Annotated in this window: 21 protein-coding genes and 1 pseudogene; 21 read left to right on the top strand and 1 reads right to left on the bottom strand. The window is 45.0% G+C overall.

Going from position 1 to position 23,972, the window contains the following annotated elements:
* The first annotated feature begins 494 nt into the window (after positions 1–494).
* The 14 genes from vanH to I8U21_RS14485 all read left to right on the top strand — a co-directional run bounded on the left by vanH (position 495) and on the right by I8U21_RS14485 (position 15,568).
* Positions 495–1,463, top strand: coding sequence for a D-lactate dehydrogenase VanH (gene vanH, locus I8U21_RS14550; protein ID WP_037997109.1), 969 nt, complete (start codon positions 495–497; stop codon positions 1,461–1,463).
* Entirely contained in the window at positions 1,456–2,487 is a 1,032-nt protein-coding gene (gene vanA, locus I8U21_RS14545; protein WP_198054184.1) for a D-alanine--(R)-lactate ligase, read from the top strand. Before vanH ends, vanA begins: the two co-directional genes overlap by 8 nt.
* A 5-nt stretch (positions 2,488–2,492) precedes the next feature.
* Positions 2,493–3,122: a D-Ala-D-Ala dipeptidase VanX gene (gene vanX / locus I8U21_RS14540; protein ID WP_181730704.1), complete on the top strand. Its 630-nt coding sequence runs from the start codon at positions 2,493–2,495 to the stop codon at positions 3,120–3,122.
* A gap of 249 nt (positions 3,123–3,371) precedes the next feature.
* On the top strand, positions 3,372–4,061 hold the full coding sequence (vanR, locus tag I8U21_RS14535) for a VanR-ABDEGLN family response regulator transcription factor (RefSeq protein WP_198054185.1): 690 nt from the start codon (positions 3,372–3,374) through the stop codon (positions 4,059–4,061).
* Positions 4,058–5,185 (top strand): vancomycin resistance histidine kinase VanS, encoded by a 1,128-nt coding sequence (gene vanS, locus I8U21_RS14530; RefSeq protein ID WP_037997104.1) that lies wholly within the window; start codon positions 4,058–4,060, stop codon positions 5,183–5,185. Before vanR ends, vanS begins: the two co-directional genes overlap by 4 nt.
* Before the next feature lie 202 nt (positions 5,186–5,387).
* Positions 5,388–5,864 (top strand): VanZ family protein, encoded by a 477-nt coding sequence (locus tag I8U21_RS14525; RefSeq protein ID WP_181730703.1) that lies wholly within the window; start codon positions 5,388–5,390, stop codon positions 5,862–5,864.
* Between the two features lie 221 nt (positions 5,865–6,085).
* Positions 6,086–8,146, top strand: coding sequence for a BglG family transcription antiterminator (locus I8U21_RS14520; RefSeq protein ID WP_198054183.1), 2,061 nt, complete (start codon positions 6,086–6,088; stop codon positions 8,144–8,146).
* Positions 8,147–8,169: 23 nt separating this feature from the next.
* Positions 8,170–8,637, top strand: coding sequence for a PTS sugar transporter subunit IIA (locus I8U21_RS14515; RefSeq protein WP_198054182.1), 468 nt, complete (start codon positions 8,170–8,172; stop codon positions 8,635–8,637).
* 14 nt (positions 8,638–8,651) lie between these two features.
* A complete protein-coding gene (locus I8U21_RS14510; protein WP_181730700.1) occupies positions 8,652–8,936 on the top strand; it encodes a PTS sugar transporter subunit IIB in 285 nt (94 codons plus the stop codon).
* A 78-nt stretch (positions 8,937–9,014) separates the two neighbouring features.
* On the top strand, positions 9,015–10,274 hold the full coding sequence (locus tag I8U21_RS14505) for a galactitol-specific PTS transporter subunit IIC (protein WP_198054181.1): 1,260 nt from the start codon (positions 9,015–9,017) through the stop codon (positions 10,272–10,274).
* Positions 10,275–10,313: 39 nt separating this feature from the next.
* Entirely contained in the window at positions 10,314–11,345 is a 1,032-nt protein-coding gene (locus tag I8U21_RS14500; RefSeq protein WP_198054180.1) for a zinc-binding dehydrogenase, read from the top strand.
* A 46-nt stretch (positions 11,346–11,391) separates the two neighbouring features.
* Positions 11,392–12,444, top strand: coding sequence for a galactitol-1-phosphate 5-dehydrogenase (locus tag I8U21_RS14495; protein WP_198054179.1), 1,053 nt, complete (start codon positions 11,392–11,394; stop codon positions 12,442–12,444).
* Between the two features lie 275 nt (positions 12,445–12,719).
* Positions 12,720–13,853 carry a quaternary amine ABC transporter ATP-binding protein gene (locus I8U21_RS14490; RefSeq protein WP_181731196.1) on the top strand — a complete coding sequence of 378 codons (1,134 nt, stop codon included), beginning with the start codon at positions 12,720–12,722 and terminating at the stop codon, positions 13,851–13,853.
* Positions 13,850–15,568, top strand: a complete 1,719-nt coding sequence (locus tag I8U21_RS14485; protein ID WP_198054178.1) for an ABC transporter permease/substrate binding protein — start codon at positions 13,850–13,852, stop codon at positions 15,566–15,568. Before I8U21_RS14490 ends, I8U21_RS14485 begins: the two co-directional genes overlap by 4 nt.
* Before the next feature lie 45 nt (positions 15,569–15,613).
* On the opposite strand, the gene I8U21_RS14480 is transcribed toward I8U21_RS14485, so the two are convergent.
* On the bottom strand, positions 15,614–16,888 hold the full coding sequence (locus tag I8U21_RS14480; RefSeq protein ID WP_198054177.1) for a PTS sugar transporter subunit IIC: 1,275 nt from the start codon (positions 16,886–16,888) through the stop codon (positions 15,614–15,616).
* A gap of 300 nt (positions 16,889–17,188) precedes the next feature.
* Between I8U21_RS14480 and I8U21_RS14475 the strand changes: the two genes are divergently transcribed.
* The 7 genes and pseudogenes from I8U21_RS14475 to I8U21_RS14445 all read left to right on the top strand — a co-directional run bounded on the left by I8U21_RS14475 (position 17,189) and on the right by I8U21_RS14445 (position 23,699).
* The gene (locus I8U21_RS14475) at positions 17,189–17,491 is read left to right on the top strand and encodes a PTS sugar transporter subunit IIB (RefSeq protein ID WP_181730694.1); all 303 of its coding nucleotides are present in this window, start codon (positions 17,189–17,191) and stop codon (positions 17,489–17,491) included.
* A gap of 1 nt (position 17,492) precedes the next feature.
* Positions 17,493–17,795, top strand: a complete 303-nt coding sequence (locus I8U21_RS14470) for a PTS lactose/cellobiose transporter subunit IIA (protein ID WP_198054176.1) — start codon at positions 17,493–17,495, stop codon at positions 17,793–17,795.
* 15 nt (positions 17,796–17,810) lie between these two features.
* The gene (locus tag I8U21_RS14465; protein ID WP_181730692.1) at positions 17,811–18,896 is read left to right on the top strand and encodes a DUF871 domain-containing protein; all 1,086 of its coding nucleotides are present in this window, start codon (positions 17,811–17,813) and stop codon (positions 18,894–18,896) included.
* A 30-nt stretch (positions 18,897–18,926) separates the two neighbouring features.
* Positions 18,927–19,484, top strand: coding sequence for a glycerol-3-phosphate responsive antiterminator (locus I8U21_RS14460; RefSeq protein ID WP_037997090.1), 558 nt, complete (start codon positions 18,927–18,929; stop codon positions 19,482–19,484).
* 195 nt (positions 19,485–19,679) lie between these two features.
* Positions 19,680–20,387, top strand: a pseudogene (locus tag I8U21_RS14455) (MIP/aquaporin family protein); the annotation flags it as partial.
* A gap of 26 nt (positions 20,388–20,413) precedes the next feature.
* The gene (glpK, locus tag I8U21_RS14450) at positions 20,414–21,916 is read left to right on the top strand and encodes a glycerol kinase GlpK (protein WP_181730691.1); all 1,503 of its coding nucleotides are present in this window, start codon (positions 20,414–20,416) and stop codon (positions 21,914–21,916) included.
* Positions 21,917–22,031: 115 nt separating this feature from the next.
* The gene (locus I8U21_RS14445) at positions 22,032–23,699 is read left to right on the top strand and encodes a glycerol-3-phosphate dehydrogenase/oxidase (RefSeq protein ID WP_198054175.1); all 1,668 of its coding nucleotides are present in this window, start codon (positions 22,032–22,034) and stop codon (positions 23,697–23,699) included.
* Positions 23,700–23,972 lie beyond the last annotated feature (273 nt).

Raw genomic sequence — 23,972 nt, 5'->3', positions numbered from 1 at the left:
GCGCCGATGGTACTTGGGGATGACCCCTGGGAGAGTAGGTCGTTGCCAGGCAATCAAACATCCTGAACCCTCTTAAGCAAACTGCTTAAGAGGGTTTTTTGATATTCTTTTAAATCCATTTGAGACCGTACGTATTAGGAAAACATCAAGGTTATCTCTATTTTTTCTTAAGAAATTATCAATATAATACTAAAAAACAGCTCGTTCCTTTTCGGTAGACTTAATGCCGTGGGAACGAGCTGTTTTATGTGAAAGGCCAGGTAGAGGAATGACTGTTCCATAGCCGCATAAATGTCACGACTTAAAAAGATCTGTTTATCTCCTCAGGATAGTTATGAATACATGGGGAATTTCAACAGAAGGCCATCATTGGATGAAAGGCGTATGTGGATCGTCAGGTTGTTATCACGACAACATAAAGAGAAACAAAAGAAAAGGATTAGATAATCAGTTGTCATGGAGAGAAAAATGATTGACGGAAAAGAGGTGAAAGCATGAAAAAGATCGGCATCACCATTTATGGATGTGAAAGAGATGAGGCTGAGGTTTTCAAAGAACTTTCTCCACGTTTTGGTGTCATCCCTACCATTACAAGCTCTGCCGTCTCAGAAACCAATGCAACATTGTCCCGGGGAAATCAATGCATCAGTGTTGGACACAAATCTGAGATTTCCAAACGCGTTCTAATCGCATTAAAGGATTGCGGCGTTAAGTATATCTCAACTCGAAGCATTGGTTGCAACCATATCGACATTCAGGCAGCAGAAAGTTTGGGAATCACTGTCGGAAACGTGAGATATTCACCGGATAGTGTTGCCGATTATACGTTGATGTTGATGCTGATGGCTATACGTAAAGCCAAATCCGTTATGAGTCGTGTGGAAAAGCATGATTTCAGATTGGATCATGTCCGTGGCAAAGAGCTGCGTGACATGACTGTTGGTGTATTGGGAACCGGTCGTATAGGCAAAGCCGTGATTGAGCGGCTGCACGGGTTTGGATGTCGTATACTGGCGTATGGTCACAGCCAAGAGGTGGCGGCAAATTATGTGTCCTTCAATGAGTTGCTGCAAAATAGCGACCTGATTACCATTCATGTACCACTTAACGCGGACACATACCATATGATCGGTCGCGAACAGATTAATGCCATGAAGCAAGGCGCATTTCTAATTAATACAGCGCGGGGGGCGCTTCTGGATACCAATGCTCTGATTCAAGCGTTGGAGAATGGTAAGTTGGGCGGAGCAGCGTTGGATGTGTTGGAAGGTGAGGAAGGATTTTTCTATTTTGATCATTCACGAAAATCAATAGATCATCCATTCATACTTAAGCTGCAAAAGATGCCGAATGTGATCATCACGCCGCATACGGCGTACTACACGGAACGGGCATTGTATGAAACCGTTGAAAAGACAATATTAAATTGTTTGGAATTTGAGAGGAGAGAGGCACTTGTCTAGATTAAAGATCGCCGTCTTGTTTGGCGGATGCTCAGAGGAACATGATGTGTCGGTAAAATCTGCGGTCGAGATTGCCAACAACATTGACACGGAAAAATACGAGCCCATTTACATTGGAATCACCCGATCCGGAACTTGGAAAATGTGCGAAAAACCTGGTGTGGAATGGGAAAGTGGCAATTGCTGTTCCGCCGTGCTGTCGCCGGATAAAAAAATGCATGGATTGCTTGTACAAAAGAACAATGAATATGAAATTCAACACGTAGATGCAGCATTTTCGGTTTTGCACGGCAAGTCGGGTGAGGATGGATCGATACAAGGTCTTTTTGAATTGTCCGGAATCCCGTATGTGGGCTGTGATATTCAAAGCTCAGCAATTTGTATGGATAAATCGCTGACATATATCATAGCCAAAAATGCCGGCATCGCTACTCCGGAATTCAGGGTGATCCATAAGGATGATCTGTTGGATGCGGATGTTTTGTCCTATCCTGTTTTTGTCAAGCCGGCACGTTCCGGTTCATCCTACGGTGTAAAAAAAGTCTATTGTGCGGACGAATTAAACGATGCCATTCAATTGGCTGGAGAATATGACAGCAAAATCCTGATTGAGCAAGCTGTAATGGGATATGAGGTTGGTTGTGCCGTACTGGGAAACGGTTCCGAGCTGATGGTTGGCGAGGTGGATCAAATCACGCTGCAATACGGTATCTTTCGTATTCATCAGGAAGCCGAGCCGGAGAAAGGTTCTGAAAATGCAGTGATAACCATTCCGGCAGACTTGTCGGTAGAAGATCGGGAACGGATTCGTGAAACGGAAAAAAAAATATACAGAGTGCTTGGGTGCAGAGGTCTTGCCCGTGTTGACATGTTCTTACAAAACAACGGCCGCATTGTCCTAAACGAAGTCAATACCTTGCCCGGATTCACATCGTACAGCCGGTATCCCCGTATGATGGATGCTGCTGGCATCAAACTTCCGGAATTGATTGACCGTCTGATCGAATTGGCATTAAAGAGGTGATAAGTATGGAAAAAGGATTTATATTTTTGGATGAAATTTTGCACGGAGTTCGCTGGGATGCCAAATATGCTACATGGGACAATTTCACAGGGAAACCGGTAGACGGATATGAAGTTAATCGCATCGTGGGAACTTATGACTTAGCCCTTGCGTTGCGAAAGGCACAAAAACAAGCAGAAGCTCTCGGGTATGGTTTGCTGTTGTGGGACGGCTATCGGCCCCAAAGGGCGGTGGAATGCTTTTTACGTTGGTCCGAACTACCGGAAGACAATCTTACCAAAGAAAGATATTATCCGAATATCGAGCGATCCGAATTAATCACAAAGGGATATGTTGCGCCATTATCAAGCCACAGCCGTGGAAGTGCAATTGATCTTACGCTTTATCAGTTGGATACCGGTGAACTTGTCCCCATGGGAAGCAGTTTCGATTTTATGGATGAACGCTCACATCACACCTCAAAAAAAATTTCAAGCATTGAGGCGAAAAACCGCCGGTTGTTACGTTCAATCATGGAAAACAGCGGATTTGAAGCTTACGAATACGAATGGTGGCACTACGTATTAAGAAACGAGCCTTACCCTGATACGTATTTTGATTTCCCCATTGTCGGGAACCATCAAAAAGAGGACTAAATTGGGGTTCATCAATGAAATTCCGGTTGCGCAAGGTTTTTTTACATCCTTGATGTGTTTTTGCAAACAATGGATTTCTGATTTTATATCCATTGTCTTACTTTAAGATATACGTCTAATCGTATATGAATTAAAATATAGTGGGACAATAACAGATAAATGAATTTCAACAGAGTCATCAACCGGGGTTTCAGTAAACAGGAAAATCAAACTGTTTATATGTGTTGAGAGGAGAATGGGTTGGTAACTGTGAGTGATAAAATACTTGTTGTGGATGATGAACGTGAAATTGCTGATTTGGTTGAGTTATACCTGAAAAATGAGAATTATACCGTTTTCAAATGCTACACTGCCAAAGAAGCGTTGAAATGTATCGATGAGACTGACCTGGATCTTGCCATATTGGACATCATGCTTCCTGGCACAAGCGGCCTTGAAATCTGCCAAAAAATCAGGGACAATCACAATTACCCCATTATTCTGCTGACCGCAAAAGATGCGGAAGTGGACAAGGTGACGGGTCTTACGATCGGTGCAGACGATTATATCACAAAGCCCTTTCGCCCGCTTGAGTTAATTGCACGCGTCAAAGCGCAGTTGCGCCGATACAAAAAATACAATGGAGTAACAGAGCAAAAAGAAAATGTTATAGTTCACGCCGGCATTGTCATGAATATAGACACGCATGAGTGCTTTTTGAACGAGAAACCGTTATCCCTCACCCCTACTGAGTTTTCAATCCTGCGCATTCTTTGTGAAAACAAAGGAAAGGTGGTTAGTTCTGAGCAGTTGTTTCATGAGATATGGGGAGACGAATACTTCAGCAAGAGCAGCAATACCATCACCGTGCATATCCGGCAATTGCGCAAAAAAATGAATGACTCCATTGATAATCCGAAATATATCAAAACCGTATGGGGAGTTGGTTATAAAATTTGAGTGAGAAAAATAACGATTATTACAAATTAAAACGCAAACTATTCCTGTATATCCTTGTAATTGTGATCGCTGCAATTGTATTTGTTTTTTATTTGCGTGAACTCATGCGGTGGAGAACCGGGGAGTGGATCGTACGTTTTTTGGAAAACAGTTTTTACTTAGAGCGTCAGGACGCGATGTTAATATATCAATATACCATACGGAACAATATTACCATCATTATGTATGTGACGATTGCTGTTACGGTTCTGATTCTGTGCCGTATCATGCTGTCGAAATTCGCGAAATACTTCAACGAGATAAATAACGGCATTGATATACTTATCCAAAAAGAGGATAAACAAATTGAACTTTCTCCGGAAATGGAGTTTTTGGAACAGAAACTGAACACATTAAAACTGACACTGGAAAAGCGGGAGCAGGAGGCGAAGCTTGCCGAACAAAGGAAAAATGACTTTGTCATGTACTTGGCACATGATATTAAAACTCCCCTGACATCCATTATCGGTTATTTGAGCCTGCTTGATGAGGCGTCAGACATGCCGGCAGAGCAACAGGAAAAGTATATTCGTATTACATTGGACAAAGCCATTCACCTCGAACGGTTAATCGACGAGTTTTTTGAGATCACGCGATATAATCTCCAAACGATTAAACTTGAAAAAAAGCACATTGACCTGTACTACATGCTGGTGCAAATAACCGATGAATTTTACCCCCAGCTGGCCGTGAATGGGAAACAGGTTGTTATTCATGCTCCGGACGATTTGACGGTATACGCCGATCCCGATAAACTTGCCAGGGTCTTTAACAACATTTTGAAAAACGCCGTGGCATACAGTGAGGACAACAGCGTCATTGACATTACCGCCGGTCGATGCGGGGATATGGTTTCGATCGAGTTTAAAAATGCCGGGAGTATTCCTAAAAGTAAACTGGATGCCATATTTGACAAATTCTATCGGATTGATGACGCCCGCTCCTCCGGCAAAGGGGGAGCGGGACTTGGATTGGCGATTGCAAAAGAAATCGTGACTTTACACGGCGGGCGCCTTTATGCAGACAGTGATAAAACACATACTTCATTTACGGTGGAGCTCCCCGCCATGCCAAGGCAGACTTAAGAAAACATTAAGGAAATTCCCGTGTTTTCTTAAGAAATGATCAACGAAACATTAAAAAAACGACTCGTTCCTTCAGGTAGACTTCATGCTGAGGGTACGAGATTTTTTTTGAATCAAAAAATGGTTTTATCGGTTGAAAATCACAGCATTTTTGATCGTTCCGAGGAAAACAAAAGAAAAATACGAATCAGGAGGAGAAACATTGGGAAGTAAAAAGTTTACATTCGGATTATTCACTGTTTATGTATTTGCGCTTGTGTGGTTGGTTCTTTTTAAATTACAGTTTTCTCTTGATTATATAGAAAGAGTGCGGGTCATTAATTTGATTCCGTTTCATCAGTCTCTTTTTTCTGAGGTATATAGCAATATAAGAATTTTTATACCCTTGGGTATTTATATTTGCATGTTGAAAAGTGAGTGGTCTTTTTCGAAAAAAGTGTCAGCCATCGTTGGTTTTACTTTGTCATTTGAAATCATTCAATTTGTTTTGGCGATTGGAAGAAGTGATTTCACGGATATCTTGGCCAATACACTCGGGGGTGTCATCGGTATTGGAATTTATCAGCTGATATTCAAGCTTCTCAAACACAGAACAAATATTTTTATAAATTTGTTTTCCTTGTGTGTAACATCCTTTGTTATGTATTTCATTATATTTATATTTAAAAGACACATCTAGGTTCTGCAAAGCCTGAAAAAGATGACAAATCAGGTGCCTTTTTCAGGCTTTTTTTCATTAAATATCTGTTTTCCAACTTTTTCTGGTGGAAATCCTTTGGTCATTTTGATTGCTACTGTAAATCACAACATTGTACAACAACTATCCATTCCATTGAGATGCAATAGGGTTCCATTTTGTATGTGGATAATGTTTCAATAAATGTAGAGGGAGGAGATAAGTTGGATTTAAACAAACGGTGTAAGCGGATTTTTGATGAACTATTAAGTAACCCGAATGTGACGAGTGCAGAGTTGGAAAAGAAGTTCCGTTTAACAAAAAGACAGTTGGGATACAGCATGGACAAAATTAATGAATGGCTGATGACAAATCACCTTCCGGTGATCGAAAGAACACGGCAAGGTAATTTTGTGATCAGTCAGTCTGTTTACACAACATTTCACAGCATTGAAAATGCTACATTATTGTTTAATCCAACCCGGATCACCGAAGAACAACGGATTTCCCTGATCATTATGATGCTTCTCGGATCCGAAGAAGAGCTGTCCCTCAAATATTTTTCTTATTATTTGAATGTTAGCAAAAACACGATCCTTCATGATTTGAAAAAGGTACAAAGAATTCTGTGCGAGTATGGTTTAAAGGTCCGTTACTCAAGAAAGAAAGGGTACGTATTGGAGGGAAAGGAATTTCAAATTCGCAGGTTGCTCATCCATAGAACCAATCACCTTCTGCAGACAATTCACGGGGAGGACTGGTTAAGAAAAATTACCGGAATCCAAAACAGTCAATTGGAAGAGTTTGAAAAACGTATTGAAAAAGTGGAAAGTAAATTGAATTTGAAATTTACGGACGAAAAATTGAGGATGATGCCTTATATTTTGATTTTCATTCTGAGACGGATTCAACGGGGGAATTTTATTGATCCCTTTTCCATCGCATATGAAGAGTTATCCAATACCAAAGAGTATCAAGCAACCGAAGAAATATTAAAGGGTTATCAGGATATTCCCGAAACCGATCGTCTGTTTATAACCTTACATCTTTTATCAACCAATGTTTTTTCATCAGATTTGACTCCCGATGAAAGCATTCCTGATTTAGTTCAAGCCGTTGACAAGATGTTGAGGCAATTTGAAAAAAGTGCATGCATTTATCTTGAAGATCGCGAGCAGCTGATCGAGCAATTGTTGCAACATATCAAGCCGGCTTATTACCGGATCAAATATCAACTGACGGATCACTTTCATTTTCAAGGTGCGTTCAGTAAGGAATTCAGGGAGTTGCATCATCTTGTCAGGCAAGCCACAACGCCTTTAAAAGAATTGATCGGATGTGAAATTCCCGGAAATGAGACCACATATATTGCGATGCTCATTGGCGGATGGATGAAAAAACAAGGAAAGAGCATTGATAGAAAAATAAAGGCCGTGGTTGTCTGCCCTCAAGGAGTATCTGTTTCAAAGCTGATGTTTCATGAGCTAAGAGAATTATTTCCGGAAATAATCTTTTTGGATTATTTGTCTGTTCGTGAATTTATGAATTATTCCCTCGAATTTGATTTGGTTTTTTCTTCCGTTCGTTTGGAGACGGACAAAAAACTTTTTTTGACCAAGGCTTTTCTGGGAAAACAAGAGAAGCAGCGATTAAGGAAACAAGTGATGTTGGAGATACATGGTTACATTCCGAATTCTATTGATTTGGACCGTGTCATGCAGATTATCTCCGACTATGCAACCATTCATGACAAACCCTCTTTGAAAGAAGAATTGGGGAAATATATTGACCGGGATGAGAATTTAGCGATCTTGATTCCTCCTCATGATCAGCATGAACTGAATTTGAATGAATTGTTGACTCCGGAGATGATCACATTGGCTGATTCTGTGGACTCATGGGAAAAAGCCATTCAGATAGGGGCAGAACCACTTTTAAAAAAAAGAAAAATTACCCCGGGATATATAGATGCCATTATTCGATATTGCAAGCAGGATCCGTATATAGTGATTGGTCCGGATATTGCGATTCCACATGCAGCGCCCGAAGATGGTGTAATAGATGTGGGCATGAGCTTGTTACGCGTGAAAGACGGAGTTTGTTATGCACAAGAGTATCAAATTCATTTAATTATTATCATTGCGGCCAAGGACAAGCATCAGCACCTCCACGCATTGATGCAACTGATGAAGTTAGCCGGTTCGGATGAAGATCGAAAGCGGCTGATTCAAGCTGATTCTGTTGATCAAATTTATAAAATCATCAGGCTTTATTCGGCGGATTAAACAAGAAGGAGGAGAGTGGGTACATGTGTGAGTTGTTTTTGGATGAATCGATCATCCTGCTGGATATTGAAGGAGAGACAAAGGAAGAGGTGCTGAAAATTATGGCAGATCAACTTGTTCGTAAGGGACTTGTCAAGAAAAGTTTTGTCCATGCGGTGATTCAACGGGAAAACCAGTTTGCCACCGGACTTCCCACAGCCGGTGTTTCCGTCGCCATTCCACATACTGACAAAGAGCATGTCAAGGGAAAAGCAATGAGCATTGCAGTTTTAAAAAAGCCGGTCGATTTTGGTGTCATGGGAGAAGATCATCATACTGTTTCCGTGAAAATTGTGTTTATGCTTGTGATGGATGAAGCCGATTCTCAACTTATCCTCCTGCAAAAATTAACAAAAATATTCGGAAAAAAGGAAATATTAGAAGAGATTGTTCGCGCAGAGGACAAGAACACGATTAAAAAAGTAATGAAAAAAGAACTGGATCTTCAATAGAAGGAGGTGAAAAAATGGCCAAAAAAATGGTGTTGGTTGCATGTGGTGCAGGCATTGCAACATCGACTGTAGTGAACAAAGTGATTGAGGAGATGGCAAGAGAACATAACTTGGATATTGATATTATTCAAATCAAGATTGCTGAAGTTGGTTCTTATGAAGACCGTGCAGATTTATTAATCACAACAGCAATGACCAAAAAAGAATATCCCTTTCCGGTGATCAATGCGCGCGCTTTTTTGACGGGCATAGGAGTGGAAGAAACCAAGCAACAAATTTTGATGGAATTAACAAAATAATTTGATTACAGAGTGGATTTCTCAGGCTTCTTTGTATTCGTGTCTGAGAGCACTCTGTATTTACGGAGGTAAAAAGGGATGCAAGCTTTTGTCCATTTTGTACGGGGTTTTCTGGATTTGGGAGCGACAGTCATCCTTCCGGCAGCCATTTTTATTTTGGGTCTTTTCTTTGGTCAAAAGCCTGGAAAAGCTTTTCGCTCCGGCTTGACCATCGGAGTTGCATTTGTTGGCATTTTTCTGGTTGTCGATTTGTTAACTCAAAATTTAGGACCTGCTGCACAATCCATGGTCGATCGATTGGGGATAAAATTAAATGTTATTGATGTGGGTTGGCCGGCGACATCATCGATTGCTTGGGCATCAATGGTTGCAGCATTTATTATTCCGCTCGGCTTGTTTGTAAATGTCATTATGTTAATTACCAAAACAACCAAAACCATGAATGTCGATATCTGGAACTATTGGCATTACACTTTTATGGCGGCTGTGGTTTATACGGTTTCGGGAAGTGTTGTGCAAGGGTTGATGGCGGCTGTATTATTCCAAATTGTCTGTCTGAAAGTAGCGGATTGGACTGCACCGATGGTCCGGGATTTTTATGAAATGTCGGGCATTTCGGTGGCTACCGGAAGTACAATTTCTTATGCTCCGGGCATTTGGTTGGTCAAATGGATCCAAAACATTCCCGGGTTGAAAAATTTGCATGCAGATCCGGATCGCATTCAAAAACACTTTGGGATATTTGGGGATTCCATGGTAGTGGGCCTGATACTGGGAGCCGTGATTGGTGCATTGGCTGGTTACAGCATTGGAGAAATTATTAAAATCGGGATATCCATGGCTGCCGTCATGATTTTAATGCCTCGCATGGTAAAGATTTTGATGGAAGGTCTGATGCCGGTATCTGAATCCGCCCGTCAATGGCTGACCAAACGATTTGGGGAGAGGGAAATTTATATCGGGCTTGATGCAGCTGTATTATTGGGACATCCTTCCGTGATAGCAACTGCATTAATTTTAACTCCCATCACCGTATTTATTGCCGTTATCTTGCCGGGAAATGCCGTACTGCCCTTTGGGGATTTGGCAACCATTCCTTTTATCACGGCGTTTATTGTCGGGGCTGCAAGGGGGAACTTGATCCATTCGGTCATTGTTGGTACGGTCATGATCGCTTTGTCCCTGTATATGGCAACCAACATCGCTCCGGTGTTTACTGAAATGGCAACAGCTGCAAATGTTAATATGCCGGAGAATTCATCAATGGTGTCAAGTATTGATCAGGGTGGAAATTTGGTTAACTGGCTGATTTGGAAATGGTTTGCGTTATTTCATTAAGTTAAGCCTGGGGCTTCAATGAATGAAGGAGGTTGTTTTATGAAAGCATTGGTCAAAACAGCCCTTGGATTCGGAAATCTTGAAATTCAGGAGAAACCGGAACCAAAACCCGGGAAAGGACAAGTAAAAATAGAAGTAAAATATGCGGGAATATGCGGATCGGATATTCATACGTATGAAGGACATTACAAAGTCGGAGTGCCCGTTACTTTGGGGCATGAGTTTGCGGGGGTCGTGACGGAAGTTGGGGAAGGAGTGACTGAATGGAAAGTCGGAGATCGTGTAACTTCTGAAACGACCTATGATATATGTGGCAGATGCTTGTATTGTAAGTCCGGTGACTATAATTTGTGCAAACAACGAAAGGGATTGGGAACCCATCAGGACGGCGGGTTTGCAAAGTATTTGATCACACGGAAAGAAAGTATTCATAAAATTCCGGATAATGTCGATTTTCGTTCGGCAGCTTTGACGGAACCGTTGGCATGCATTCACCATGCCATCAGCAAGGCTGATATTTGCGGGGGGGATTGGGTTGTTGTAACCGGTCCGGGGCCCATTGGCCTGTTGGCTGCTCAAGTTGCGAAAAGCCGTGGAGCAAAGGTGATCATAACCGGATTGGAAAGTGACAAAACACGTTTGGAAAAAGCCGTTCAACTCGGTGTGGATGTGGCAGTGAACATAGAGGAAGACGATGTTAAACAACTGGTAGATCAGATGACGAACGGTTTCGGAGTTGATGTTGTATTGGAATGTTCCGGGGCGGTGCCGGCAGCCAGGCAAGGTCTCGATTTGTTGCACAAGAAAGGGAAATACGTACAAGTTGGACTTTTTATACAACCTGAAGTTAAATTTGATCTTGAGAAAATCATTCAAAAAGAAATCGTCGTCATCGGAAGCAGAAGTCAGAAACCTGCCGATTGGGAACCATCGCTTGCATTGCTGAAGGATGGAAAAGTAGACGCAAAAAGTTTGGTCACCCATGAATTTAAAATTACACAATGGGATGAAGCGTACCATGCCATAAAAAGCGGGGAAGCGATCAAAGTATTGTTGACTCCGGCAGAATAATCATTTTGTGAGCAAGGAAATAGAAACGGTTTGAGGGGATGAAAAATTGAAAACTCTGAATTTGTACGGGGTGCAGGATCTGCGATTTGAATATTCACCTGAACCCGTCATCCAACATCCTGATGATGTCATCATTAAAGTGAAAGCCGTCGGGATCTGCGGTTCAGATATTTCCCGGTATAAGAAGCTTGGGCCCTATGTAAAGGGGATGACTTTTGGTCATGAATTTGCCGGGATAGTCCAAGAAACCGGAGCGGGTGTCAAAGGATTCAAAGCGGGTGATCGTGTTGCAGCTTGTCCCGCCTTTGTATGTGGGGAATGCGAAAGCTGCAGAAGAGGGGCGCCGTCGCAATGTGAGAAATTGACGGTCATGGGGGCACGTCATCCGGGAGCATATGCCGAATACGTGAAATTGCCGTCCAGTCATTTAATTCATCTCCCGGATCATTTGGACTTTGATACTGCGGCATTAGTGGAACCATCTTCTGTGGTCGCACATGGATTTTACCGGACCAATATCAAGCCTGGAGACGAAGTTGCCATTGCAGGTGTTGGAAGCATTGGCCTGCTTGCCGTGCAATGGGCCAAAATTTTCGGTGCCAAAAAGGTATATGCTATTGATATCGATGATAAAAAACTGAAAATTGCAAATAAAGTGGGTGCGGATGTTTTAATTCATTCAATGGATTCACCACCACAGGAGCAAATCATGGAATATACCCGTGGACGTGGGGTGGACGTGGCTGTTGAAACGGCCGGGGCGCCGGTCACTTCGGCTCAAGTGTTGGCATTGCCCAGGAAAGGTGGAAAAGTTGTATTGATGGGAATCCCATATGAAGATGTTCATTTGGACCGGTTTTATTTTGAAAAAATCGTACGTAACGAACTGACGATATATGGATCATGGAATGCCGTTTCTTCTCCGTTTCCAGGCAAAGAGTGGATAACCACCCTTCACTATATGAGTACAGGGAAAATTAATGTTCATCCAATCATTTCTCATCGCCTGGCACTCAGAGAGGGACCGGATGTGTTTAAAAAAATCATAAATAAAGAGATGGAATATGCAAAAATTTTATTTTACCCGGAATTGGATTGACCAATATCCCATCATGAGTTTTTTCTGTTCTCATGGGCAAGGCGTTATACACGAACGTCTTGTTTTTTTTGCTTAAAAACAAAATCAAGGTTAAGTTTTTAAAATTATACTAATATAGCCGTAATTTTTTTAATTCATCATTAAAAACCTGTTTAAAAGATCGGTTTTAGGGAAATAAATAACAAAGCAAGATTGGAGGGGAAGTTTTGAACTACCAAATTGAAGTGAAAAATCTCACGAAGATCTTTGGCAAGTCAACGAAGAAAGCTTTGAAAATGCTGAAGGAAGGGAAAGGGAAAGAAGAAATTTTCAAGGCGACCGGCGCCACGGTTGGCGTAAACCAGGCGAACTTCGCCGTGGAAAGCGGAGAAATTTTTGTGATCATGGGATTGTCCGGAAGCGGGAAATCGACGCTTCTCAGGATGTTGAACCGTCTGATTGAACCGACTTCGGGGCAGGTTTTGATCGACAATGAAAACATTGTCGAAATGAATGCGGAGCAATTGCGGGAACTGCGGCGAAAAAAAATCAGCATGGTCTTTCAGAAATTCGCTTTGTTCCCCCATCGCACCGTGATTGAAAATGTTGAGTTCGGGTTGGAGATTCAAGGGATTTCCGCTGCCGAACGGAGAGAAAAAGCCATGGAAAGCCTGAAGTTGGTCGGTTTGGAAAGCTGGGCTGACAGTTATCCCAACCAATTGAGCGGCGGAATGCAGCAACGGGTCGGGTTGGCCAGGGCACTGGCCAATGATCCGGAGATTTTGCTGATGGACGAAGCTTTCAGTGCATTGGATCCCTTGATTCGCAAAGAGATGCAGGAAGAGCTTGTCGATCTGCAACGTTCGATGAATAAAACCGTCATATTTATCACGCATGATTTGGATGAAGCATTGCGTATCGGAGACCGGATCGTGTTGATGCGCCATGGGGAAATTGTGCAAATCGGCACACCTGAAGAGATCCTGACCAACCCTGCCGATGCCTATGTGGAACGGTTTGTGGAAGATGTCAACCTGGGGAAAGTCCTGACCGCCGAAACGGTGATGCGCAAGGCGGAAACCATCGTTCTCGGAAAAGACGGAATCCGTGTGGCAGGAAAGAAAATGCGGGACAAAGGGATTCCCACGTTGGTGGTGGTTGACCGCAAGCGTTATTTTAAAGGCATGGTCACCGCTGATCAGGTGAAAGAAGCCTTCAAAAAAGAAAAGAAAGTGGAAGATATCTTGGTGAAAGATGTTGTGAAAGTGAAAAAAGATACCCCTTTGCAAACGATCGTGTCCGAAATGGGGCAACACGCAGATGCCACCATCCCGGCCGTTGTTGTCGATGACGAAGACCGTGTGTTGGGAATTGTGGGGCGTGGCGCCGTCTGGGCGGCACTCGCCGGGCAAGGAGGGGACAGCGAATGAAATTGCCGAAACTCCCTCTTGCCGACTGGGTTGATGCGTTGATTAAATGGATGCAAGAGTATTTTGCGCCCTTATTTCATATTATTCAAGGCATTATTACACCGATCACCGATTTCTTTGAACGGGTTTTATCAGTCACGCCACCCTTGGTGACCATCTTGTTGCTGACCTTACTGGTGTGGTTGTTAAGCCGGCTGAGGATTGCCGTCTTTGCGCTGGTGGGCTTTTTGCTGATCTATGATTTGGGGTTATGGGAAACCAGCGTGGAAACCCTTGCCCTGGTCTTGACTTCGACGCTGATTTCGATCGTCATCGGAATCCCGCTCGGATTATGGGCCGGGCGAAGTGACCGGGTCAAACAGGTTGTCACCCCGATTCTCGATTTCATGCAGACGATGCCGGCGTTTGTTTATTTGATTCCCGCGGTTTTCTTCTTTGCCCTGGGGGCCGTGCCCGCGGTGATTGCTTCGGTGGTGTTTGCCATGCCGCCGACCATCCGCATGACCAGCTTGGGATTGCGCCAGGTGTCCAAAGAGTTGAAAGAAGCGGCTAATGCTTTTGGTTCCACTTCCTGGCAACGTTTGGTCAAAGTGGAGGTTCCGCTTGCGAAGCCGACCATCCTGGCCGGGATCAACCAAACCATTATGCTCTCCTTATCCATGGTGGTCATCAGTTCCATGATTGGAGCCGGAGGGCTTGGTGAGATCGTGCTTGAATCGATCTCCCGGCTGCAAGTCGGTTTGGGGTTTGAAGCCGGACTGGCGATTGTCATCATCGCGATTGTGTTGGACCGGATGACACAAAATCTGGGGAAAGCGAAGACAGTGCCATCCGGTGGAAACAGGAAGAAAAAATTCCCGGTCCGCAAATGGATGTCCGTTTTGGCGATCCTGGTGTTTTTGGGCATGGTGATTGCCGCTTATGCTGATTTTGGAGGCGGCAAAGAGAAAGTGACATTGGCATATGTCAGTTGGGAATCGGAAATCGCCAGCACCAATGTCGTGAAAAAAGTCCTGGAGAAACAAGGTTTTGAAGTCGATCTGGTGGAAACCCAGGCAACCCCGATGTGGCAGGGCGTGGCTCAGGGGGATGTGGATGCCCATGTGGCGGGTTGGTTCCCGGTGACATCCAAAGTGATTGCAGACCAATTCAAAGGGCAATATGTCGATCTGGGCCCCAATTTGAAAGGAGCGCGGGTCGGACTGGTGGTTCCTTCGTATGTCAAAGCCAATTCGATTACAGAGCTGAATCAATATAAAGATCAATTCAAAGGCAGAATTGTCGGGATCGACCCCGGGGCTTCCATGATGCAAACAACGGAAAAAGTGATTGATCAATACGGATTGGATTATCAATTGATCAATGGTTCGGATGCCACCATGTCTGCCGAATTGTCCAAAGCCATTCAGAAAAAGGAATGGATTGTGGTGACCGGATGGCAGCCACACTGGAAATTTGCCGATTTCGACCTGAAGTTTTTGGAAGACCCGAAAAAAATGTATGGCGGGGAAGAATCCATCCATACGATCGTCCGGAAAGGCTTGAAAGAAGACAAGCCGGAGGTGTACCGGATCCTCGATCGTTTCCATTGGACGAAAGAGGATATGCAGGAAGTGATGTCCGATATCCACAATGGCATGAGCCCCGACAAAGCAGCAGAAAAATGGGTGGAAAATCATCCGGACAAAGTCAAAGAGTGGACGCAGGGAAAATGAGGCACAAAGTGAGAGAAGAAAAGTTTTCTTCTCTCACTTTTTTTTTCAGGTTGTTGCATGTTCTTCGGTGAGCATTTTCTTTTCATATGCTTTGAAGAACGGGTAATAAATGAGCCCGGACAGTAAAATGTTGACAAAAACCAGGAGAATGGCCCGCCAATCTCCCCCGGTGGCCACATAAGCGCCAAACGGGGCGGGAAGGGTCCACGGAGCCAATATGGAAATGCGTTGGATCCAGTCCAAGGAGAAAGCGAGATAGGTGGTGACGGTACAGGCAAGCGGTGCGAGAATGGCCGGAATCACAAGGAGAGGGTTCATGACGATGGGAACGCCGAAAATGACCGGTTCGTTGATGTTAAACAGGCCGGGGACGATGGAAAAACGGCCGACTTGCCTGAGATAAGAAGATTTTGAAAATAAGAGCAACACACAGAGTGAGAGTGTGGTTCCCGAACCGCCGATCCAGACAAACCATTGATAAAACGGTTCCACGATCATGTTGGGCAACGCCTGTCCGGCTGCCGCCGCGGCCGCATTTTCATCCAAAAGGGCAAACCAGATGGGATGTAAAACAGTTCCCACCACCGCCACCCCGTGGATCCCGGCACACCACAACAGCATGATAAAAACAACCGGAATCACGGCCCCCAAAAATGTGTTTCCTGCAAAGTGAACCAGGGGCGAAAAGAGTTTCAGCAACACATTGTGCAAGTCGATTTCCAGCCAAACGCGAATGATCCACATGAGCAAAATAATGCATGCTGCCGGAATCAATGCTTCAAATGACCGGGACACGGAGGAAGGAACGGATTCCGGCATCTTGATGGAGAAACCCGATTTTTTCAACCAGTGCATGGTTTCCACGGCGATGAACATGGCGATGATCGACATGAACAATCCGGAGCCGCCCATTTTGCTGACGGGAAGCAACCATCCCAGTGCTTCGTTTTCCGGGAGAAGATGATCCAGGTTAACGGGAAGGGTTGCCATGATAAACGTGGCGGCACTGAGCAATCCGCCGGTGATGCCGTCCAGATTGTAAGAACGGGCCAGGCTGTATCCCATGCTGAACGAGGCATATAAAGCCATCAACCCCAAAGTCAGCCGGTAAGGAATCAAAATGTTTTCCGCGTAAGGTTTGACCATGGCTTCGAGCGAAGGAACGGGAGGAGAGGCGATGATTAAAAAAAGGGAACCGATGATGATGAGAGGAAGCGTTGCGATGATTCCGTCGCGAATGGCCCTTAAATGACGCAATTCCGAGAGTTTGGCGAAAGGAGGCATCCATTTGGTTTCAATCCAGTTTAAAAACCGATCCATGTACGCCCTCCTTTTGTAAAAGAATGATATTCAAATGGTTATAAATATTATAACATATATATATCAGAATATTTTTTCTTTTTTATTTTTAAAACCGCATTTTGTCAAAAGGAGGTGGTTGTTCTCATTGACATGGGCGGCGGGGGCCGGGATGGCGGTCTCTGCAGACAAAATTATATGAAATAATTTGTAAAATATATGAATAGACTTTTTTTATCAATTCTAGTAGATTAAAGGTAAATAAGGTGATGAACTGGAAAAAAGAGGTTATTTTGTGCCGTTAAAAGGAGAGGATTCGGAATGAAAGTGTTGATTGTGTGCGCAGGAGGCATGTCCAGCGCGATTGTTTTGAAAGCGATTCAGTTGGAAGCGGAAAAACAAGGGTTGCCGCTCACCTTGAAAGCGATCGGTGCCCATGAGCTGGAAAATGAATTGCCCGATTATGACATGGCCTTGGTTGCCCCGCAAATCCGACACCGGTTTGTTTCGCTTTCCAATATCGGCAAAAAGCTCAATAAAAAGGTGCAACTCATTCCTTCCACGGGATATACGCCAATGGGAGCCCCGAGTGTGATCGAAATGATTAAAAAGGAGTTATTGTAAATTGGAACAAGAAATTTTTGAAATCATATTGCACGCGGGAAACGCACGCGGACTTGCTTTTGAGTCGCTGGAAGCGGCAGAAGATTTCGATTTTGAAAGAGCGGAGAAGTTGATTCAAGAGGCGGATAAAGAGTTGGCAGTTGCGCATCAATTGCAAACCAAGCTGATTCAGGCGGAACTGAATGGAGCCTTGAAGGAAAAAACGTTATTATTGATTCATGCGCAAGACCATTTGATGACGGCGATGAGTGAGCAAAAATTGATTGAACGGATGATCCGGATCATCAAAAAGCTGAAAGCATAAAAGGTGGGGAAATCATTGAAACGATTGGGGATTTCTTTATATCCCGGGCGCACCACGTTTGAAAAAGACCGTGCTTATTTGGAGATGGCGGCCAAATACGGATTTTCCCGGGTGTTTACGTGTTTCATTTCGCTGAATGAGCAAGACGGTGCCAAGCAGGAACAATTGAAACAAACGATTGCGTATGCAAAACGGCTGGGAATGGAAGTGTATATCGATGTCAATCCGCGCGTGTTTGCCAACCTCGGGGTCCGGGCGGATGATTTGTCTTTATTTCATGACTGGGGGGTGGCCGGAATCCGGCTGGACCTGGGCTTTTCCGGGCAGGAAGAGGCCATGATGACTTATAATCCGTACGGCATCAAGATCGAGATCAACATGAGCCAGGGAACCCGGTCCATTGACCAGATTCTCAGTTACCAACCCAACAAAGAACAATTGACCGGTTGCCACAATTTTTATCCTCATCGTTATACCGGGTTGTCCTATGATCATTTCGCCCGGACCAGTTCCGCTTTTAAAGCCTTGGGGATCCCGACGGCTGCCTTTGTCAGTTCACAAAGCGCCACCCTGGGGCCGAGAGAGATTGCGGAAGGATTGTGCACCTTGGAAATGCACCGGGAACTGCCGGTCGAAATTCAAGCCAAACACCTTTTTATGACCGGGTGGATTGATGACGTGATCATCGGCAATGCTTATGCGTCGGAAGAAGAGTTGAAAAAGCTCAGCCAAATCACTCCGGAAATCCCGGCGTTTACGGTGAACATGTGTGAGGGTGCCACGCCTTTGGAGAGAAAAATTGTGTTGGAGGAACCCCATGTATACCGGGGCGATGTTTCCGAATACATGATCCGTTCCACCGGAAGTCGTGTAAAATATAAACATGCCTCTTTTCCCCCGCACAACACCCGGGAAATCCGCCGGGGGGATATTTTGATTGACAACGATCATTACGGCCAATACAAAGGAGAGCTGCAAATCGCCTTAAAACCGATGAAAAATGACGGCCGGACCAATGTGGTGGGCCGGATTGAGGAACAAGAGTTGTTTTTGCTCGATTTTTTGAAACCCTGGAGCCCGTTTCGGTTTGAGCGTTTATGAAGAACAATTTGAAACAAGAAGGTGTCAAGCATGGAGCATTTCAACAATCAGAAAATATTGCCGGCAGCCAATAATATCAAGGAATTTGAAAAGCTGATGGAAACCGACTTTGAATATGTCATTCTGTTAAACAGCCACATCGCTCAGCTGACGGCTTTAATGAAACTGGCACGGCGCCATCAAAAGAAAGTGCTGTTGCATGTTGATCTGGTTCAGGGGTTGAGAAGTGATGAATACGGCGCGGAATATCTGTGCCAAAAAGTCAAACCGGCCGGATTGATCTCCACGCGGACGCCGGTGATCCAAATGGCCAAAAAAAGATCGTTGATCGCGATTCAACGCATTTTTCTGTTGGATTCGCATGCATTAAACACCAGCTACCGGCTGATTCAATCGTTCCAGCCGGATTACATTGAAGTCTTGCCCGGAATCATCCCCCATATCATCCGGGAAATTTCCGACAATACCAACGTACCGATTCTGGCCGGGGGATTGATCCGGACCGTTGAGGAAGCCCGGGAGGCATTACAGGCCGGAGCCGTTGCGATCACGACCTCTGAACAAAAGATATGGAATAAAATTAATTAAAAAGAAATTGATTTATAAAAAACATTAATTTATAATAAGTATGAAATCGTTTTCGTGAATAAAAAGTTAATCAGGCATACCAGTGATGAGACAGGGAGAATCACGACGTCCTTTTTTCTAACGGTTGTGGAAAAAGGTTTTTAGTGATTCTTTTTGTTTTTTTGGCATCTCGGGGAAAAGGAGCGTATGGATTGGATGACACCGTTTACGGCTGAACTCATTGGAACCATGATCCTGATTGTTTTTGGAGGAGGGGTGTGCGCCGGAGTCAATTTGAAGAAAACGTTTTCCCATGGCTCCGGTTGGATTGTCATTGTGTTTGGATGGGGTTTTGCGGTGATGTTGGGAGCTTATGTGGCAGGAGACATCAGCGGTGCCCATTTGAATCCGGCATTGACCATCAGCTTGGCCGTGGCCGGCAAGTTTCTTTGGAGCCAGGTTCCGTCATATATCGCGGCCCAGATGATCGGTGCCTTTTTGGGAGCGGTGATTGTCTGGCTTTTCTATTATCCGCATTGGGAACAAACGGATGACCCTGCTGCAAAGTTGTCTGTTTTTTCCACGGCCCCGGCCATTCCGAATTTATTTTTTAATTTGATTAGTGAGATGATTGGGACATTTTTCTTGGTTTTTATTTTGCTGGTGATGGGCGCGGAAGGAATGGCGTTTGCCGACGGATTAAAAAACCTGATTGTCGGTTTTTTGATTGTGGCGATCGGGATTTCTCTCGGAGGGGCCACGGGTTATGCGATTAACCCGGCTCGTGATTTGGGTCCCCGTCTTGCCCATTTTCTTTTGCCGATTCCCGGAAAAGGGGATTCCAATTGGGGATATGCGTGGGTGCCGGTCGTCGGACCGGTGATTGGCGGAATCGTTGCCGCATGGACTTATCAGATTCTGTTTTAGCGTTTAAATGAGGTGATTGGAAAGTGACGAAAAAATATGTATTGGCGATCGATCAGGGAACAACCAGTTCACGGGCGATTTTGTTTGACCGGCAAGGCAAAATGGTTCACATGGCGCAAAAAGAATTCCAACAATATTTTCCTCATCCCGGCTGGGTGGAACATGACGCCATGGAGATCTGGAGCTCGGTCCAAAGCGTGATTGCCGAACTGTTGGCGAAATCCTCCGTGTCCGCTTCAGAGATTGCCGCCATCGGCATCACCAACCAGCGGGAAACGACGGTGGTCTGGGACAAAAAGACGGGAAATCCGGTCTACCCGGCGATCGTATGGCAATCGAGGCAAACGGCTTCCATCTGCGAGGAATTGAATCAAAAAGGATATGCCGACTTATTCCGGAAGAAAACCGGTCTTCTCATTGATCCTTACTTTTCCGGGACCAAGGTCAAGTGGATTTTGGATCATGTCGAAGGGGCACGGGAAAAAGCGGAAAGAGGAGACTTGCTGTTTGGCACCATTGACACCTGGCTGGTCTGGAAGTTGTCAGGCGGACGGGCGCATGTAACCGATTATTCCAATGCTTCCCGGACATTGATGTACAATATTTATGATTTAAAATGGGATCCGGATTTGCTTTCCATTTTGGACATTCCGGAGAAGATGCTGCCGGAAGTGCGTTCCTCTTCGGAAGTGTATACGGTGACGGAAAAATCCTTGTTCTTTGGGGAAGAAGTGCCTGTATCCGGTATCGCCGGGGATCAACAGGCCGCCCTCTTCGGACAGGCTTGTTTTGAACCGGGAATGGCCAAAAACACTTATGGAACCGGTTGCTTCATGCTGATGCACACGGGAGAAAATGCCGTGTCATCCAATCACGGGCTGCTGACCACGATTGCCTGGGGTTTGGACGGCAAAGTGGAGTACGCGCTGGAAGGAAGTATTTTTGTTTCCGGATCCGCCATCCAATGGCTGCGGGACGGATTAAAGCTGATCGATGATGCCGGAGAAAGCGAAGCCATGGCCAAAGAAGTGGATTCGACCGGAGGGGTTTATGTGGTTCCGGCATTTGTGGGGTTGGGAACGCCTTACTGGGATTCCGATGCCCGGGGAGCTGTCTTCGGACTGACAAGGGGAACGACCCGTGCACATTTTGTCAGGGCCACGCTGGAGTCGTTGGCTTACCAAACCAAAGATGTGCTCAATGTCATGGAAGAAGATGCGCAAATCCGGCTGAAAAAACTTCGTGTGGACGGCGGGGCTTCCGTCAATAACTTTTTGATGCAGTTCCAAAGCGATCTGTTGGATGTTCCTGTCGAAAGACCGCTTGTCCTTGAAACCACAGCTTTGGGAGCGGCTTACTTGGCGGGTCTTTCTGTCGGTTTTTGGAAAAGCAAGAAGGAAATTGACGAAAATTGGGTGATCGATCGTGCGTTCCAATCCAATATGGATGACAAAACACGGACCCGGTGGTATAATAATTGGAGAAAAGCGGTTGAAGCAACCCGAGCATTTAAAACAGCGGATTAATTTGGATATAAGTTAATAAACGGATGAGATCTGGAGAACAGCCTTGAAACTCCTTTGCCGTATCGGGCACAGGGGTTTTTACGGCTGTTATTTTTTTAAAAAGGAGGAAATCACCGTGAGCGGAGCTTTTTCTGTGTTGAACCGGGAACAAAAAATCAAGGATGTCCTTTCCCGGGAAATAGATCTTTTGGTGATCGGCGGGGGGATTACCGGCGCGGGCATTGCGTTGGATGCAAAAACCCGCGGTTTGAACACCGTCTTGATCGAGATGCAGGATTTTGCGGCAGGGACATCGAGCCGTTCCACCAAATTGGTGCACGGAGGATTGCGGTATTTGAAGCAATTGGAAGTCCGTCTGGTGAAAGAGGTGGGGAGAGAGCGGGCGATTGTTTATGAAAATGGTCCGCATGTGACCCGGCCCGAGTGGATGTTGCTGCCGGTCATCCAAGGCGGGACATACGGAAAACTGGCCAGCTCCATCGGGATTTGGCTTTACGATTATCTGGCGGGGGTGAAAAAGAGTGAGCGCCGGCAAATGTTGAACCGGGAAGAAACGCTGGAAAAAGAACCCTTGCTGCGAAAAGAAGGATTAAAGGGAAGCGCCTATTATGTGGAGTACCGGACCGATGATGCGCGCCTGACCTTGGAAGTTTTGAAAAAAGCCGTCGAATACGGGGTGGATGCTTTCAACTACATGAAAGCCGAGGAATTGCTGTATCAAGACGGGAAGTTGGCCGGCGTTCAAGTGCGGGATTTGTTGAATGGGGAAATTTATCAAATTTACGCTAAAAAAATTGTCAACGCAACCGGACCGTGGTGCGATGAAATTCGTGAAAAAGACGGGTCCAAAAAAGGGAAAACCCTGCATTGGACCAAAGGGGTTCACCTGGTGGTGGATCAGGGACGGTTCCCGTTGCGGCAAGCTGTTTACTTTGACACCCCGGACGGGAGAATGGTATTTGCCATTCCGCGGGACGGGAAAACATACATTGGCACAACTGACACGGATTATTCCGGCGATTTGGCCCATCCGCGGGTGACGGAAGAAGACAGGGATTACCTTTTGAATGCAGCCAACTTCATGTTTCCCGACATCCGGCTGACAAAAGATGATGTCGAATCCAGTTGGGCGGGGATCCGTCCGTTGATTCATGAAGAAGGAAAGTCTCCTTCGGAGATTTCGCGAAAAGATGAGATTTTCCGTTCCCCGTCCGGATTGATCACCATCGCGGGGGGGAAATTGACCGGTTACCGGAAAATGGCGGAAAGAACCGTTGATTTGGTGGCGAAGGAATTGACGGAAGAAGAGGGTTATCAGCTGAAACCCTGCCATACCGACCGCATCCGCATTTCCGGTGGGGAGGTCGGCGGTTCCGATCAATGGCAAGCCTTTTTGGAAGCGAAGAAAAAAGCCGGGGAAGCGATCGGTTTATCTGCTCAGGCGGCGGAAGAACTTGTTCAACGATATGGCAGCAACGTGGATCAGGTTTATCGTTATGTGGAGAAAGGAAAAGAGGCGGCTTCCCGGTACCAATTGGCTCCGGAAGTTTACGGGATGCTCAAATACGGGATTTTGGAAGAGTCTGTTGCGACTCCTGCCGATTTTTTCATTCGCAGGACCGGCATTCTGTTGTTCCAAATTGATTGGGTGCATCAATGGAAAGACTCCGTGCTTCAAATGATGAAAGATGAGTTTGGCTGGACAGAGGATGAGATGAAGAAATATCATGATCAATTGCAAAAAGAATTGGAGGTGGCCACCACAGCGGTAGAAAGGGAATGATGGCGAGGATTCCGGATTTTTTCGGGCGAAGCAATCATCTGCTTCGCCCGTGATTTCAATGAGTATGAATGGTTTTATTGAGAACGGAAATATTTTTTTATTTTTTTGTTGACAAACTTCCGTGAAGATGTTAGGATAGTATCTGTCGCCGCGAGAGAGCGGCACAAACAAAGTGAAATGAAGTGTTCCTTGAAAACTGAAGAGTGAAGACATGACTCGTTAATTCTTGAGAGTTCATATCAAACTTTTTTGGAGAGTTTGATCCTGGCTCAG

Origin of the sequence: Thermoactinomyces sp. CICC 23799, from assembly GCF_016055145.1 — a bacterium.
In the GTDB taxonomy this organism is placed as follows: Bacteria; Bacillota; Bacilli; order Thermoactinomycetales; family Thermoactinomycetaceae; genus Thermoactinomyces; species Thermoactinomyces intermedius.
This window is presented reverse-complemented; position numbering and strand designations above follow the sequence as displayed.

Excerpts from the sequence above, each read along its gene's own strand:
- vanH (WP_037997109.1), top strand. The coding sequence starts at position 495 with ATGAAAAAGATCGGCATCACCATTTATGGATGTGAAAGAGATGAGGCT.
- vanX (WP_181730704.1), top strand. The coding sequence starts at position 2,493 with ATGGAAAAAGGATTTATATTTTTGGATGAAATTTTGCACGGAGTTCGC.
- I8U21_RS14515 (WP_198054182.1), top strand. The coding sequence starts at position 8,170 with ATGTGTGAGTTGTTTTTGGATGAATCGATCATCCTGCTGGATATTGAA.
- I8U21_RS14510 (WP_181730700.1), top strand. The coding sequence starts at position 8,652 with ATGGCCAAAAAAATGGTGTTGGTTGCATGTGGTGCAGGCATTGCAACA.
- I8U21_RS14505 (WP_198054181.1), top strand. The coding sequence starts at position 9,015 with ATGCAAGCTTTTGTCCATTTTGTACGGGGTTTTCTGGATTTGGGAGCG.
- I8U21_RS14500 (WP_198054180.1), top strand. The coding sequence starts at position 10,314 with ATGAAAGCATTGGTCAAAACAGCCCTTGGATTCGGAAATCTTGAAATT.
- I8U21_RS14490 (WP_181731196.1), top strand. The coding sequence starts at position 12,720 with ATGCTGAAGGAAGGGAAAGGGAAAGAAGAAATTTTCAAGGCGACCGGC.
- I8U21_RS14485 (WP_198054178.1), top strand. The coding sequence starts at position 13,850 with ATGAAATTGCCGAAACTCCCTCTTGCCGACTGGGTTGATGCGTTGATT.
- I8U21_RS14480 (WP_198054177.1), bottom strand. The coding sequence starts at position 16,888 with ATGGATCGGTTTTTAAACTGGATTGAAACCAAATGGATGCCTCCTTTC.
- I8U21_RS14475 (WP_181730694.1), top strand. The coding sequence starts at position 17,189 with ATGAAAGTGTTGATTGTGTGCGCAGGAGGCATGTCCAGCGCGATTGTT.
- I8U21_RS14460 (WP_037997090.1), top strand. The coding sequence starts at position 18,927 with ATGGAGCATTTCAACAATCAGAAAATATTGCCGGCAGCCAATAATATC.